Origin of the sequence: Williamsia sp. 1135 (assembly GCF_002095395.1) — a bacterium.
Classification (GTDB): Bacteria; Actinomycetota; Actinomycetes; order Mycobacteriales; family Mycobacteriaceae; genus Williamsia.
Window position 1 is genome coordinate 68,327 of record NZ_MJEI01000083.1, and the last position, 13,934, is coordinate 82,260.

The 13,934-nt window shown below is 64.8% G+C and carries 13 protein-coding genes; 5 read left to right on the forward strand and 8 right to left on the reverse strand.

Annotation, left to right across the window (positions count from 1 at the left end; all coding sequences use genetic code 11):
* Positions 1-28 precede the first annotated feature (28 nt).
* A complete protein-coding gene (locus BFL43_RS09870; RefSeq protein WP_084892371.1) occupies positions 29-3,397 on the forward strand; it encodes an MMPL family transporter in 3,369 nt (1,122 codons plus the stop codon).
* A 3-nt stretch (positions 3,398-3,400) separates the two neighbouring features.
* On the opposite strand, the gene BFL43_RS09875 is transcribed toward BFL43_RS09870, so the two are convergent.
* From BFL43_RS09875 to BFL43_RS09885, 3 genes are read right to left on the reverse strand one after another with little or no spacing between them, the layout of a single operon-like run.
* Positions 3,401-3,625 (reverse strand): hypothetical protein, encoded by a 225-nt coding sequence (locus BFL43_RS09875; protein WP_168176592.1) that lies wholly within the window; start codon positions 3,623-3,625, stop codon positions 3,401-3,403.
* Between the two features lie 5 nt (positions 3,626-3,630).
* Entirely contained in the window at positions 3,631-4,020 is a 390-nt protein-coding gene (locus BFL43_RS09880) for a TMEM175 family protein (RefSeq protein ID WP_084892373.1), read from the reverse strand.
* Entirely contained in the window at positions 4,013-4,237 is a 225-nt protein-coding gene (locus tag BFL43_RS09885; RefSeq protein WP_143695230.1) for a hypothetical protein, read from the reverse strand. Before BFL43_RS09885 ends, BFL43_RS09880 begins: the two co-directional genes overlap by 8 nt.
* A 111-nt stretch (positions 4,238-4,348) precedes the next feature.
* Between BFL43_RS09885 and BFL43_RS09890 the strand changes: the two genes are divergently transcribed.
* Positions 4,349-5,005: a TetR/AcrR family transcriptional regulator gene (locus BFL43_RS09890; protein ID WP_084892375.1), complete on the forward strand. Its 657-nt coding sequence runs from the start codon at positions 4,349-4,351 to the stop codon at positions 5,003-5,005.
* A gap of 77 nt (positions 5,006-5,082) precedes the next feature.
* Here BFL43_RS09890 and BFL43_RS09895 read toward each other — a convergent pair whose 3' ends face one another.
* Positions 5,083-6,012 (reverse strand): alpha/beta hydrolase, encoded by a 930-nt coding sequence (locus BFL43_RS09895; RefSeq protein ID WP_084892376.1) that lies wholly within the window; start codon positions 6,010-6,012, stop codon positions 5,083-5,085.
* Positions 6,013-6,109: 97 nt separating this feature from the next.
* On the opposite strand from BFL43_RS09895, the gene BFL43_RS09900 reads away from it, so the two are divergent.
* Positions 6,110-6,652, forward strand: coding sequence for a TetR/AcrR family transcriptional regulator (locus BFL43_RS09900; protein WP_168176593.1), 543 nt, complete (start codon positions 6,110-6,112; stop codon positions 6,650-6,652).
* 58 nt (positions 6,653-6,710) lie between these two features.
* Here BFL43_RS09900 and BFL43_RS09905 read toward each other — a convergent pair whose 3' ends face one another.
* Positions 6,711-8,849, reverse strand: coding sequence for a DUF2339 domain-containing protein (locus tag BFL43_RS09905; RefSeq protein ID WP_168176594.1), 2,139 nt, complete (start codon positions 8,847-8,849; stop codon positions 6,711-6,713).
* Between the two features lie 153 nt (positions 8,850-9,002).
* Positions 9,003-9,752, reverse strand: coding sequence for an SDR family oxidoreductase (locus BFL43_RS09915; protein ID WP_084892379.1), 750 nt, complete (start codon positions 9,750-9,752; stop codon positions 9,003-9,005).
* A gap of 84 nt (positions 9,753-9,836) precedes the next feature.
* On the opposite strand from BFL43_RS09915, the gene BFL43_RS09920 reads away from it, so the two are divergent.
* Positions 9,837-10,442: a TetR/AcrR family transcriptional regulator gene (locus BFL43_RS09920; protein ID WP_084892380.1), complete on the forward strand. Its 606-nt coding sequence runs from the start codon at positions 9,837-9,839 to the stop codon at positions 10,440-10,442.
* An 80-nt stretch (positions 10,443-10,522) separates the two neighbouring features.
* Here BFL43_RS09920 and BFL43_RS28895 read toward each other — a convergent pair whose 3' ends face one another.
* A complete protein-coding gene (locus BFL43_RS28895) occupies positions 10,523-10,672 on the reverse strand; it encodes a hypothetical protein (RefSeq protein ID WP_168176595.1) in 150 nt (49 codons plus the stop codon).
* A 489-nt stretch (positions 10,673-11,161) separates the two neighbouring features.
* Here BFL43_RS28895 and BFL43_RS28550 point away from each other — a divergent pair, with 489 nt between their 5' ends.
* Positions 11,162-11,650: a hypothetical protein gene (locus BFL43_RS28550; protein WP_143695232.1), complete on the forward strand. Its 489-nt coding sequence runs from the start codon at positions 11,162-11,164 to the stop codon at positions 11,648-11,650.
* Positions 11,651-12,536: 886 nt separating this feature from the next.
* Here BFL43_RS28550 and BFL43_RS09930 read toward each other — a convergent pair.
* The gene (locus tag BFL43_RS09930; protein WP_084889687.1) at positions 12,537-13,778 is read right to left on the reverse strand and encodes an IS701 family transposase; all 1,242 of its coding nucleotides are present in this window, start codon (positions 13,776-13,778) and stop codon (positions 12,537-12,539) included.
* Between the last annotated feature and the right edge of the window lie 156 nt (positions 13,779-13,934).

The following is a 13,934-nucleotide window of genomic DNA, read 5'->3' on the forward strand; positions in this document are numbered from 1 at the left end:
ACGTACCGAGTACGGAAAGGAAGCTGCGGTGTTTGGTGCCATAGGCAACTTCGTGTACCGGCTACGTTTTGTGGTCATCGGCGTGATGGTCGCGCTGATGGCCGCCCTGGGCCTCTACGGGCTCGACCTGAACAAGCATCTGAGCCAGTCCGGCTGGTTCGACCCGGGTTCGGAATCGGTCGAGGGATCTCAGCTCGCAGACGAGGTCCTCGGGCGCGATCACAAGTCGGACGTGATCATGCTCGTCACGCCGCCCGCGGGGACCAAGGTCGACGACCCCGCGTTCGGCGCCAAGGTCGAGACGGTCGTCGAGGATCTCATCAATCAGCACGGCGACATCGTCAACCGCACCGACCCCGGCATCATCGACCCGTTCAAGGCGGCCGAGAACGACTTCGACAAGGCCACACAGGATCAGGTCCGCGCCCGGCTGTTCGACCAGTCCCGCGAGCATGCCTTCGTCAGTATCGGCATCAAGGGCGACGACGACACCACGATCCTCAACAACTACAAGATCGTCGAACCGTTCTTCGACGACCTCAGCGGGAAGTACGACCTCCCCGGCACCCAATTCCAGATGGCCGGCCTGCAGCCCGTCGCGGGCGCCATGTCCGCCGGCATGGACGAGGACATCAAACGCGCCGAGATCATCGCCCTGCCGCTGGTGGCGATCATGCTGTTCTTCATCTTCGGCGGGGTGATCGCCGCCTGTCTCCCCGTGGTCATCGGCGGTCTGACGATCGCCGGCTCACTGGGCATCATGAAGATCCTGGCGCAGGTCACCGAACTCAACATCTTCGCCCAATCGGTGGTGACGCTGATCGGGCTCGGCATCGCCATCGACTACGGATTGTTCATCGTCAGCCGCTTCCGAGAGGAGCTCGCGGAAGGCTACGACACCCGCAGCGCCGTCCGGAGAACAGTGATGACCGCGGGACAGACCGTGGTGTTCTCGGCGACCATCATCGTCGGCGCGCTGGCCTGCCTGCTGCTCTTCCCGCAGGGCTTCCTCAAGTCGGTGGCCTACGGCGCCATCGCCTCGGTGACGCTGGCCGCCATCTGCTCGATCACGGTGCTGCCCGCGATCCTGTCGATCCTCGGACCCAAGATCGACATGTGGGGCTTTTCGTTCCTGCGCCGGACCAAGACCAAGAAAGAGGTCGAGGACGGTTTCTGGGGCAAGCTCGCGAGCTGGGTCATGCGGCATCCGCTCAAGACCGCGATCCCGGTCGTCCTGCTGCTGCTGGCGTTGATCATCCCGTTCGCCGGCATCCAGTTCGGTGGCATCACCGAGAAGTACCTGCCGCCGCAGAACCCGAACCGGGTCGCACAGCAGGATTTCGACACCTACTTCCCCACCGAGCGCACCGAAGAGATCAAGCTCGTCATCTCCTACGACCCCGAGAGCAGCGACGACGCGGCGAAGCTCCAGACGATCGCCGACGAAGCGAACAAGATCCCGGGCTTCACCAAGGAGTTCACCCTCGACGGCGCAGAGGCCTCGGACAACATCGTGCAGATGTCCGCGGGCCTGATCGATCAGAACACCGCGGGCGAGGCGGTCAAGGAACTACGGCAGATCAACACCGACGGCCTCGACATGTACGTCGCGGGCACCCCTGCGCTGACGCAGGACTCGATCAATGCGCTGCTCGACGATCTTCCGCTGATGATCTTCCTGCTGATCATGGTCACCAGCCTGCTGATGTTCCTCGCGTTCGGATCGGTGGTGTTGCCGATCAAGGCCGCACTCGTCTCCGCGCTCGGACTGGGTTCGACTCTGGGGATCCTGACGTGGATCTTCATCGACGGCCATGGTTCATCGATCGCGAACTTCACGCCCGGTCCGCTGATGTCCGCGGTCCTCGTGCTGATCATCGCCATCATCTATGGACTCTCGACGGACTATGAGGTGTTCCTGCTCTCCCGCATGGTCGAGGAGAGGCAGAAGGGCGCGACGACCACCGAGGCGATCCGCAAGGGCACGGCCCATACGGGCCGGATCATCACGGCCGCCGCGGCGATCCTGGTCGTGGTCACCGGCGCCTTCGGGCTGTCGGAGATCGTGATGATGAAGTACATCGCCTACGGCATGATCGCCGCATTGATTCTGGACGCCACCGTCATCCGCATGTTGCTCGTACCGGCGATCATGAAGCTGCTGGGCGACGACTGCTGGTGGGCTCCGCACTGGATGAAGGTGATCCAGGAGAAGATCGGCCTCGGAGAGACCATCCTCGACGACGAGCTGGACGGCAAGCGTGTCATGACTGCAGCCAAGACGGCGCGCAGCGCGGGCACCGTGGTCGCCGAGGCCCCCACCTCGGCGATGCGAAGCCAGCCTGCTGCCGGTCCCCGGGCCGTGCCCGCTGGTGTCCGGTCGGTTCCCGCCGGCGCCGGCGGGAACCGACCGTCCGGCCCCATCGCACGTCCGGTCGCACCCCGACCGAACGCACCTCAATCTCGACCCGTTCCCGATCGCCCTGCCGCAGCCCCGGTCGGACACCATGAGTCGGGACCGACACCACGGCAGTCGAGCCCGGTGGCCGCACCGACGGGACGGATGGGCGCACTACGTCCGGACTCGGGCGGCGGTCAGACCAACGGCCGGCCACCCGCGAGTCGCCAGCCGGACCCGATCCGGCCACGACCACCGGCCGATCGTCCGAGCGAACCCCCCGTCGGCGGTTCCGTGCGCCGGGCCCCGAGTCGCCCTGCGCCGGACTCCGATCCGGTGGCACCACGGACCCCGAGCCGCGAGAACGCCCGCCGAGGCCGACCCGACACCGGCGGTTGGAGCCTGGGTGCAGGCGGGATCCGCCTCGGCGGCACGGATACTCCGGCGACCAACGGAAGCGGTGTCATCCGCGCCGGCGGAAGCAACACGAACGGCACCAGCACGAATGGCAACGGCACGACGCCGGGACATCGCCAGGACGCCGCCGAACCCCTTCGCCAGCCCGGACGCCCGCCTCGTCCCCAGCCGACCGGGACGAATCGACCCGCGTCCGGCCCGGATGGACGTCCGCAGGAGTCCCGTCCGACCGGTCCGCGCAGCGTTCCGGCGGGACGACAGGATCCGTCAGGCCGCGGTCCGCTCGCCTCGGGTTCGACGGGCGGTGAGCTGAGCAGCCCGCTGCGCCGGCGCCCGAACCTCGGCCCGGCAGGCACCGGCGGACAACCGTTGATCGCATCGCTGAACCCGGAACAACAGGCGCCGCGGCCCAACCCGCCGCGGACACCCGAGCCAGAGCAACCGCGTCCCGAGACACCCCCGCCTGCACCGCAAGACACGTCGTCGAGTGGTCGGCGTCGCGCTCGCGGCACCTCAGAGGAACAGATCAGCGTGCGGGATCTACTTCGCCGCGGGAACAACAACAACAACCCGCAGGAATGATCCTCAGCGGCGACGGTCGGTGACCGTCGCCGCGAGGCGGATGACGGGTCTCGACAGCAGCAAGACCAGCACCGGCCAGAGACCGAGCGTGGGGAACGCGAGGGCGAGGATCAGCGCGACGGAGATCAAGAACAGCGGTGTCGTCTCGACCCACAGATCTGCCCTCGTCAACGGCGGACCCGAACGCAGTCCGGCGCGAACCAGGATGGTCTCCTCTATCCGGCTCATGAACATCACTGCGGCGACCGTTCCGAGGTAGACCGCGATGGCGACTCGATCGTGTTTGCCCGCGGAGACGTAGAGGACCGTGGCGACCGGCAGGAACACCACTCCGGCCAGCCAGATGAGTTCGCCCGCAGGAGCGTCGGCGTGTAGCCGGAGGCGCGTTCGAAGAGCCGATGATGATCGCGCCAGAACGCTCCGATCACCGCGAAGCTGATGGTCGCAGCGATCAGCGCCGCGGAATCCTCCGAGAGGAACTCCGCGACCGAGCGCCTGTCGAGATCCTTGGCCTCGTCCACGAGTGGCAGCACCACCAGCGTGATCGCGATGGCCACCACGGCGTCGGTGAAGAAGATCAGCCGCTCGAGGCCGCGCTCGGTGCGGACATCCCCATCACTCATCGGTTGAAGCTACACCGCCCCCTTGCCGGCCTTGGCCGAGCAGCACGCCGATGAGTCCGGCAACCGCGGCCACCGCGGCGAGGATCCCGAAGTTCAGCGACCAGTTGGTCGAACCCGACAGCAGCACCCCCATCAGGGTCGCTCCGCCCGCCGCGGCCAGTTGCACTGTGATGATCAGCGACGTCTTGGCCTGGGGCACCGCGTCGGCGGGCACCACCCGGTACACGTTGTCTTCGGTTGCGTATCTCGAGTCTCTGTCGTCATGGGCTCAAACTAAACTGAACCGTATAGTGTAGTCAATGGTTCGGAGCGGGTAGAATCTTTCGACATGGCATCTACGCAGGTTGCGGGCGGCGAAGCGACGCGACGGCGTCTGCGGCCCGACAAGCGTGAGGCCATCTTGCGGGCGGCGGGTGAGATCTTCGACATCGAGGGCTACGAGCGCACCAGTATCGACGCGGTGGCCGCGAAGTCCGGGGTGTCCAAGCCGACCATCTACAACCACTTCGGCAGCAAGGAACAGCTGTTCCGGGACCATGTCGCGTTCACCGCGCAGGTGATCAACGCCAGGACCTCCGCGGCCGTGCACGAGATCGACCCCGACTGCGTGCAGTGGCGAGAGGTGTTGCGCCACGCCGCATTGCAGCTCGCCGAGTGCCAACGCAGCGACTGCTCCATCTCATTGAACCGCCAGTTGCATGCTGCTGTCGGCCGCGACCCCGAGGTGTACCAGTACGTGCTCGACAACGCAGCCGGGCCGATCCTGGCGATGTTGGCGGACAAGTTTGCCCGCCTCGGTGAGACCGGACGGCTCGACGTGGCCGATCCCGACTTGACCGCGCGCCAGTTCCTGGCGCTGATCAGTGCCGAGCTTCCCGAGATGAGCCGTCTCGGCACGGTCGCCATCGACGACGAATCCTTCACCCGGGCAGTCGACGCCGGCTACGAAACCTTCCTGCGCGCCTTCGCCTCGCGCCCTCCCTGAAAGTTCGCACCACCTACGTGCATACGCGCCAGGTGCAACTGGCGCGTATGCAGGCAGATGGCGCGAACTTCACAGGGTCAGGAGGGCGCGACTGCGGCGAGGACGGAACGGGCGGTCGCCTCGAGTTGGGTCAGACCCGGATCTTCGACAGGAAAATGCCCGCAGTTCTCCAGGCGCACAGCGTTGGTCGGTCCGGCGATCCTGCTCAGGAACCGCTCACTGAGTTCCGGGGACGTCCAGCGGTCGGCCCCAGGGTGGGCAAGGGTCACCGCCGGTCCGCGATAGTCCTCGGGCGCGGTGTGCGCGAACGTGAACCAGTCGGCCAGGAAGCCCAGCGGGATCCGTCCGCCACCGCCGAGCGGATCGCTCGCGCAGAGGCGGGCGAGTGCCGGGTTGTTGCTCATCGCGGACATCGGGGTCAGCCACCGGATCGGGACGCGTAGCCTCCCGGCGACCTTCGCGATCACCGGCAGCGTCCGAGGTGCGTTGCGTCCCAGGGTCGCCCACCGGGCGGCGGCTTCGCGGGCTGCGACGTCGGCGGTGTCGAGCAAGCACGTGGCCACCACCGCATCGACGATGCCCGTGCGCGTGGCTGCTTCGTATGCAAGGAGGCCGCCCATGCTTGCCCCGAACAGGATCAGCGGGCGCGGGTCACTCGCCTTTTCTGCAACGATGAGCTCGCACAGCAGATCCACCCAATCGCGATAGCGGACGTTTCCGGGGTCGCGGACCTCCGTTCTGCCGTAGAGCGGCAGATCCGGCGCAAGCACCTCGGCACCCTGTGCCGCGACCACCGCAGCACCGGGCCACAGTGCACCGGCGTGGCCACCGGCGCCGTGGATTACCATCACCCGCACCGCAGCAGACGGGTTCGCCGCCCGCGCGATGTGGACCCGAGTGCTACGCCACGTCCACCAGGCGTCGGTCGGTGGACGAACGAGCGCACGGAAGCGCTCCGGAAGGAACGCCGAGTATTCGTCGACCTCGGTATATTCGATCGCGTTCATACTCTTGAGCATTGGTGAAGGGCGCTGCCGTGACAACTCGCTTTGGGTCGCCATGAGTCGGGCACGCAAGAAGCCAGTTCAGGACCGGTCCCGCTTCATGGTCGACACCATCCTCGAAGCGGCTACTCGCGTTTTCGATGACGAGGGCACAGCGGGCACCACCAATCGGATTGCCGACCTGGCCGGTGTCTCCATCGGATCGCTCTACCAGTACTTTCCGAACAAGCAAGCAATCCTGGCCGAACTCGCGCTGCGACATCTGGCCGAGTCGACCGCCACCCTGCTCGCGCTGTGCGATCGATTCGATGCCGAGGAACCAGACCGCGACGAGATGGTCACTGCGATGGTGGGGACTGTCGTCGATCTCAATGGCCACGATCCCCGCGCACACGCTGTGATGCGTGAACTCGCGCCCCGTACACCCGAATTGGTCGCCGGATTCGCCGCTCTCACCGAGGTGCTCGCAGACCGGATGATCCCGCACCTCGTTCGTACCGGCACACCGGAGTCCGCCGCCCCGATGCGAGCCCGTTTGCTCGTGGCCTCGATCGATGGGCAGGTTCATCAACTGATCGCGGGAGCGTCGACGGCCAACGGCCGGGCTGCATTGGCAGCGGCGATCGTAGCGGGTCTGGGCTGACAACGCGGCGGTGCCCGCCACCGGAGGTGGCGGGCACGGCTGCGATCGGAGCTGGGTCTCAGGGCTGGGCCCCGACCGGGGTGTTGTCCGGGCTTCCTTCGGATGCTGCGCTGTTGCCCAGTGCGCGGGCATAGCCCGCGCCGACGGCCAGCAGGATCAGGCCGACGACGATGAACACCGCGACCCGGAAGATCCCGTCGAGTGTCGCGAGGTCGAACAGGAAGAGCTTGGCCACGGCTGCCGCGGTCAATCCGAGTCCGGCGCCCACCGCTACGTTGCGGCCGATGCCACCGAATCGCTTGTGGCCCTTGGCGATGGAAATCGAGATGATCAGCAGGGTCGCGGCGCCACCCATCCAGCAGATGGTCGCGGCCATATGGCCACCGAGGAAGCCGCCCTCGCTGCCGCCGATCGCGACACCGGCGGTCACGGTCAGCGCCGTCACCGCGTAGAGCGACCCGAGAGCGGCGATGATCCCGAAGCCCTGGACGTTCTGAGCCGACGGCGGAGTTGTTGCAGCGCGGTACCAGGCCCACAAGTTCAGCCAGATCGCGGCAACCGCGAGCACACTGCCGACCACGATCGATGCCGCAACGGATGTCTCGATGTCGGTCGACACGGTCAACTGGCCCGGGGGCGAGATCGCGAGGAAACCGATACCACCGAACATTCCGATCAGGGCTGCGATGATCCGGGCCACGAGATCCGATCGTCCGGCGACCGCGATCACGATGGACATCGCGAGCAGCACCGGCGCCAGGACCGGTCCCTCGAACGCGACACCGGCGGCGATCACCGCGGTCACGGACGCGGTCGCCGAGTAGATCCGGCGGGGCACCGTCGGAAGCGTGCGGGCGAGCAGCACGACCGCGAGCAGCAGTACGGCGACGCCACCAATGATCGCAGCCGCCACCCAGCGGTCCAACGTGATCGGTGAGAACACCACGGGAACGACTGTGGCGCAGCCGAGCAGGGCGGTCAGGTGCGGCAGTGATGTGTTGCGCACCAAAACGACCGAGCCGGCGACACCGAAGACCGCGTTGCCCACGATGGCAATCGTCGCCAGGGCAACGTGCGATTCCGAGCCCCAGGCGCTGGCGAAGATCCAGGCGAGCAGGGTCGCGGTACTGGCGGTGACGCGGGCGGCGTGCAGGAACACCCAGTCTTTGCCGAGTTGCACCGGGAACGAGCCGATGGCCATGGCCAGCATGAACCCGACCAGCAGCAGCGACGGACCTTCGGTGAGAACCGGAGCGAGAATGAACACGGGGATCAAGACCAGCAGTCCGAGATGTTGCGAGTCCCAGCGACGGGCCAGCAGCAGACCACCGAAGGTGACCAGTCCTGCCAGGATCAGGCCGCCATAATCCGGGAGCCAGTCATAGAACCGCGTCACGGCGACGACGTCGAAGTATGCGGCCGCGATACCTGTGGCGGACAACGCGATCGCGCCTACCCGGCCACCGGGACGATCAGCCATCCGGATCGCGACGACCACCAGGACGGCGGCGAGGACTGCACCCGCCGCGACCCTGATCTCGGGACGAAGGATGCCTGCCTGAGCGGCGAGCACCAGCATCATCACCACACCGATCAGCGTGACGGCCACACCGGCGACCGCGAGGATCTTGCCGATCAGGCCACCACCCGGATCGGCGGTCATGCGCTGCCAGAGCGACGGTTTCGCGGGTGGAGGAGGTCCGGCCGGTCCCCGGCCGCCCGAACCGGGCGGCGGCGGCAGCAACGGGCGTGCACCCGGCGCGTACGGACCGACGGGCCGTCCCGGGGCAGCCTGTCGGCCTGCGGCCGCGGGCTGCATCCAGGAGGGGTACGGCGCACGTTGCGGCCCGCCGATCGCCGGCCGGCCCAGGTATGCGCGTGGATCGGGCGCGCTGTGGCTCCACGGTGACGCCGGACCCTGCGGAGCGGTACGGGGTCCGTACTGCGTCGCCGCCCGGGGACCGGGTTGAGGTTCGGGTCGGGATTGGGGTTGGGGCTGATTCGGCTTCTCGGCAGCCGCGGGTTGCTCTGCGGCTGCGTCGTTCTCGGGGACATCGGGCTCCGTCGCCGGCGCTTCGAGCGCGGCCAGCACGGTGTGCAATTCGGTCAGGTCGCCCGAGACACGAGCAAACTGACTCGACAAAGAGTTGAACTCGGCGGAAAGCCGGCTGATGACGGCTTGGTTCTGTTCGGTCATGAATCGATCGTCGCGGCTGCGAGCCGTCAGCGGATGAGTAGCACTACTCAGCCGGTATGGGGAGTTCCCGCACGGTGGTCCTCCGTTGGCTCCGAGGCTGACTTTACCGTCTGGATACCCTCAACCGTTGTTTTCTCAGCCACCGCCGCCATTTCAGACCTGCGATTCGCCGCCATCGACGAACAGTTCGCTGCCGGTGATGAAACTCGCCTGAGACGACGACAGGAACAAGACTGCGTCGGCGATCTCCGATGGCTGTCCGAGCCGGCCGAGCGGGACCCGGCTTGCCTCGCGTTCGAGCAACGCGCGGGACTCATCTGGGTCGGAGGCCAGGCCGGCGAGCCCAGGTGTTTCGGTCGGACCCGGCGTGATCGTGTTGACCCGAATACCTCGCTCGGCGAGTTCGACCGCCCAGACTCTGCTGAACTGGCGGATCGCGGCCTTGCTTGCCGAGTAGACACCGAACGATGCGGTCGCCCGGGCCGCCGACGAAGACCCGGTGACCACGATCGATGCCCCGGGATTCAGCAGCGGCAAGGCCTTTTGAACAGTGAAGACCGTCCCCCGGACATTGATGCCGAACGTCTGGTCGAAGGCATCGGGTTCGAGATCGGCCAACGCCGCGAACGTGCCTCCGCCGGCATTGGCGACGAGGACGTCGAGGCCACTTCTCCGATCAGCGATCGCCGCATACACCCGGTCGAGGTCTTCAAGATCGGAGACGTCGCTGCGTATCGGGCTCACCCTGTCTCCGAATTCGGCGGCGAGCGCATCGAGTTCTGATTCGCGGCGCCCGGTGACGAAAACGTGCGCTCCTTCGCCGATCAGTCTGGTGGTGATCGCGCGGCCGATACCTGAGGTCCCTCCGGTCACCAGCGCGGTGCGGGAATCCATCTGTCCCATGTCAGCTCCTATCTCGAGTTTTTGACGACACGGTCCAAAATACACTTATGGACCAGATAGTCAATAACCGCGTACCGTGAAGCCATGGCGAGACCCAGGAAGTTCAGCGAAGATCAGGTCATCGCATCGGCCGGCGAGGTGTTCGCACAGAACGGTTACGCCGGAACGACGATGGATGACCTGATCAAGGCGACCGGGCTCGGAAAACAGAGCCTGTACAACACCTTCGGCGGCAAACGCGAACTATTCCTCAGAGCTCTCTCGGCAAGTGCCAGCGATGCTGTTGCCGCTGTGGACGAGGCTCTGTCCGGACCCGACTCCACCCCGCTCGAACGGATCAAGGCCCAGATGCTCAAGGTCGCCTTTGCTCTGACACAAGACAATCGCCAGGACTCGCTCATCACCAAGGCCACCGTCGAACTCGGCTACCGGGACTCCGACGTCGCCTCGTCAGCCCTCGGGGGATTCACCAGACTCGAAGCAATCTACTGCCAGTGCATCATCGATGCCCAGGACAGCGGTGAGATCGATGCCTGCGCCGACGCGCATGCCCTCGCCGCCTACTTCGTGGCCGTCACACGTGGGATGGAAGTGCTCGCCACCGCCGGTGTCGGCCGTCCTGAGTTGACGGTGATCGCCACGACTTCCCTTGCTGCGCTCCCCATTCGATCTGAGTTTGATCCGGGGTAGCGATTCATTTGCGCTAAACGGTTTTGCAGTCGTTGCTTCACCGAACCGAGCCGCCCAGCCCCGACATCGAGACGACGTGACTACCGATTGTCGGCGTTGAAGTTGGAAGACTGCACCCCGGGTATCCCGGCGTTCAGGCGAACATTGCGCCGCAGTCCGCACGTTTCGACTGCGGCCCGGGGGCGTCGCTTCACGCCGATTCGTAGGCAAGGCCCGATAATGATGTTCATGAGTCAATTCTAGGGCGTCGACTACACGCTTGCCTGGCCTGCAGGGCTACTCCGAAGGGAGCTTTCAACGCTGGTCAATCGGACAGACATCGTCGGTTGGTCCGATCGTGTGGAGCTCCTACTCGAGGAGGCGTTCATCGACTCCGTTCCGAAAGAGTTCTTCCTAGAGGCAAGCAACGCAGCGGGTATCTCGAGCAGGCGAAATGGAGCTGATCCTGGTCGGAAGTTCCTGGCACTAATGCTGCGGTCTCTTGACACCCTTCCCTCCGCGGCTGCACCCAAGAGATACTGGTCCGAGCGCAAACAGGCGGAACTTAGCGCGGGCAGCGAGTTGTCACTGACACGAATGATCCGAGAGGTAGTGCACATAATTATTTCGCTTGATGACCATGGCTATTTCGAGCAAGCCTTCGGAAAGGACTGCGTCGACGATCCGCGAGAGCTCGATCCTAACGACATCATCGAGCGGAGAATCGCCGTCGATAACGTGTGGCCGGTCGACGCGAATCGGTTTGCCGCAGAAAAAATTTGTTCTTTGATGTTCTGGAGGTACTACATGACCTGGTCGCTCGGCCCCGAAGCCGCAGCTTCCATAGCTTCTCCAACTGCGGCTATCACCATCACGACTTCTCCCGCGGTATTGGTCAGCAGTTGTACCGCTGGCGCGTCAATGATGTCTTAGATCGTGCGGGCTTGGATGTGCGATTCGCCGAGGACGGCGATGACAAGGGCCGACTAACGACCACGACCGATACCACCCGTACAGACCTGCTCCACACCATGACGACACCTAGCGACGCGAGCGCCGGCGACCAGGTCCGGCATGCCATCGCACTGTATCGCTCACGCGACGCCGATGAGCACCTGAAGCGTTCGGCAGTTGTCACCCTTGCGGGAGTGCTTGAAGAGCGACGGGCCTTCTTGAAAGACCACCTGTTCCGAAAGGATGAAGGCGCTCGCTTTCGAATCGCAAACTAGTTCGCCATTCGACATCGGAACGCCTCCCAGAAGCCGGACTACGGTCCACAGTTTCTTGACTGGATCTTCTGGTGGTACCTCCCAACCATTCAATTGACAGACCGGCTGGGCGCCGAACGAGTGTCGGATAGCACGTAGATTTGGACGTACTTCGTCGGCCTCGCAGCCTGGCTCTGCCGGTATGGTTTTCGGCAGCATGGGCCCTTCTCACGGACACAATGTCAATCCGGCAAATTTACTAGAGTATCTCTCTTGCAGGCACTTCGGGTCGCTACCTTACATAATTATTGGGCGTACAAATAGGGCGAGTCCGTTCTCCCGAGATATCAAGTGCTACCTGAAATCTATGCTTCTCGCGATAGTCCGACGACAAGGTACTACACGGTGGCCGCGATCAAAGTGACGGCCGTCAAGGGAATGGCGACCAGAAGTAAGACCCCGAAATGTCGTCCAGTTTGCCAGCCGACGAACGACAGTCCGGCAAGAAGGAGCTGACGACCCTGTAGCGCAAGCGTGATGGGAGGTCGAGCACAGCCCCGAAGCAGTCGCTACCCGCGCAACTCTGGCGCAGCGGGTGAGAAAACGGGCCGCGAAGAGGAGCGGAGTTTGATTCTTAATCCCACACCAGCTCTTATTGAGGAGCTGGGACTCGATTCTGCCGCCGAGGCGCGCGCGATATTGGCCGACCGCGAATATCAGGGGCTGCAGGAAGCGCGCTATCGCCAGGCCCTACCCCAGCCGCTGCGTCGCCCGAGGTTTACGGCCGTAGCCGACGCCGCTCTGGTCGCTGCTGGCCGCAAGGCAGCGGCGCCGGCTGGACGGGACAATCCATCCCAGAAGCGGCTGCAGACCGGCCAGCCACTAGTACTACAGCCGTAGATAGGGTTCATTGTTGTTGTGACCTGCGTTGATAGTGGTGTTGTCGGGCTCGGTATTGGTGTTTTCGTCGCCAGAGTGACCAGCGGAGGGGGTCAGCGATGGCATGCAGTGGTGTGAGGACGAGGATCGTGAAGAGTTTGCGGAACTCGTTGACCGACAACCGGATCAGTCCAGGTTCTGAGGGTTGGGCCAGGCGTTCAGTGGCGGTATGCACGGCCAGGAAGGCGTGCGCAGCCATGACCAAGGTAATCCAGCGGTGCCAGGACGTCCACGTCCGCACTTGATGCTGATCCAGACCGGTCAGGCCTTTGCCGCTCTGGAACGATTCCTCGACCGTCCACCGCCGCCCGGCGACTCGGACGTACTGGTTCAGCGGCACCGGTGCCGGGCTGTAGCAGCGATAGAAGGCGAGCTCGCCGGAGCTATCGTTGCGCCGCACCAACACGTGACAGAGGCCAACATCGGGACGCTCGGTGGTCGCGATCAAGGCCCAGGAGTACCAGCGGTGTCCTTTGCTACCGGCGCCGGCAGACATCTTGTGCCAGGACCGCGGCGGTAGATTCTCAGCAAGGGCATCGACCCGGATCTTCCCGGCGGCTGTGGGGACCTGCCGATTGCATCCGACGGCCAGGACGTAGCCGATCTGTCTGTTGTGCAACGCTTTTCGTAGGTTCGGGTCTGCGCCGTACACTTCATCGCCAGCGACCCACGAGGCCGGAACGTCGGCGTCGAGGGCCGCCTCGACCAGCGTGGTTGCCAGGGCTGGTTTGGTAGCGAACTCGACCGTGTCAGGGACCCCGGCCTTGGTCCTTCGCTGCGGGTCGGTGGCCCAGGTGTGCTGCGGCAGGTACAGCGCTCGGTCGATCAGGGTGTGTCCGCGAGCGGCGGCGTAGGTCAGGTAGACCGCGACCTGACAGTTCTCCGTGCGTCCGGCGGTTCCGGTGTACTGGCGTTGTACCCCAACGGTGTTGGTGCCCTTCTTCAAGTCGCCGGTCTCATCAACGACAAGCACCGCATCAGGGTCGGCCAGGTGGTCGATGACATAGCTGCGAACGTCATCGCGGACCAGATCAGCGTCCCATTTAGCGCGGGACAGCAAGTGCTGCAGTCGGTCAGGGGTGCCATGGCCCGATAGTTCGGCGATAGTCCAGCAGTTCTTGGAACCTATATCGGCCAGCAAACCCAGCACCAGCGCACCGGCGTTGCGTCGTGCTTCGACCCGCGCGAACCGCGACGAGAACGACTCCAACAACCCATCCAGGCCCGCATGCCACCGCTCATGGTCTACCCTCAGTGCTGCGGTTGCCGCAGCTGATCTGGATGTCTTCACAAACTCGAGATCATGCCGCGGCAACCGCGCCTACCAGCGCAAACACGCCGAAACTACCTATCTACGGCTGTAGTA

Bases quoted from the DNA above. Each gene is read 5' to 3' on its own strand.
- BFL43_RS09875 (WP_168176592.1), bottom strand. From the start codon at position 3,625: ATGAGCCGGATAGAGGAGACCATCCTGGTTCGCGCCGGACTGCGTTCG.
- BFL43_RS09880 (WP_084892373.1), bottom strand. From the start codon at position 4,020: ATGAGTGATGGGGATGTCCGCACCGAGCGCGGCCTCGAGCGGCTGATC.
- BFL43_RS09890 (WP_084892375.1), top strand. From the start codon at position 4,349: ATGGCATCTACGCAGGTTGCGGGCGGCGAAGCGACGCGACGGCGTCTG.
- BFL43_RS09895 (WP_084892376.1), bottom strand. From the start codon at position 6,012: ATGAACGCGATCGAATATACCGAGGTCGACGAATACTCGGCGTTCCTT.
- BFL43_RS09900 (WP_168176593.1), top strand. From the start codon at position 6,110: ATGGTCGACACCATCCTCGAAGCGGCTACTCGCGTTTTCGATGACGAG.
- BFL43_RS09905 (WP_168176594.1), bottom strand. From the start codon at position 8,849: ATGACCGAACAGAACCAAGCCGTCATCAGCCGGCTTTCCGCCGAGTTC.
- BFL43_RS09915 (WP_084892379.1), bottom strand. From the start codon at position 9,752: ATGGGACAGATGGATTCCCGCACCGCGCTGGTGACCGGAGGGACCTCA.
- BFL43_RS09920 (WP_084892380.1), top strand. From the start codon at position 9,837: ATGGCGAGACCCAGGAAGTTCAGCGAAGATCAGGTCATCGCATCGGCC.
- BFL43_RS28895 (WP_168176595.1), bottom strand. From the start codon at position 10,672: ATGAACATCATTATCGGGCCTTGCCTACGAATCGGCGTGAAGCGACGC.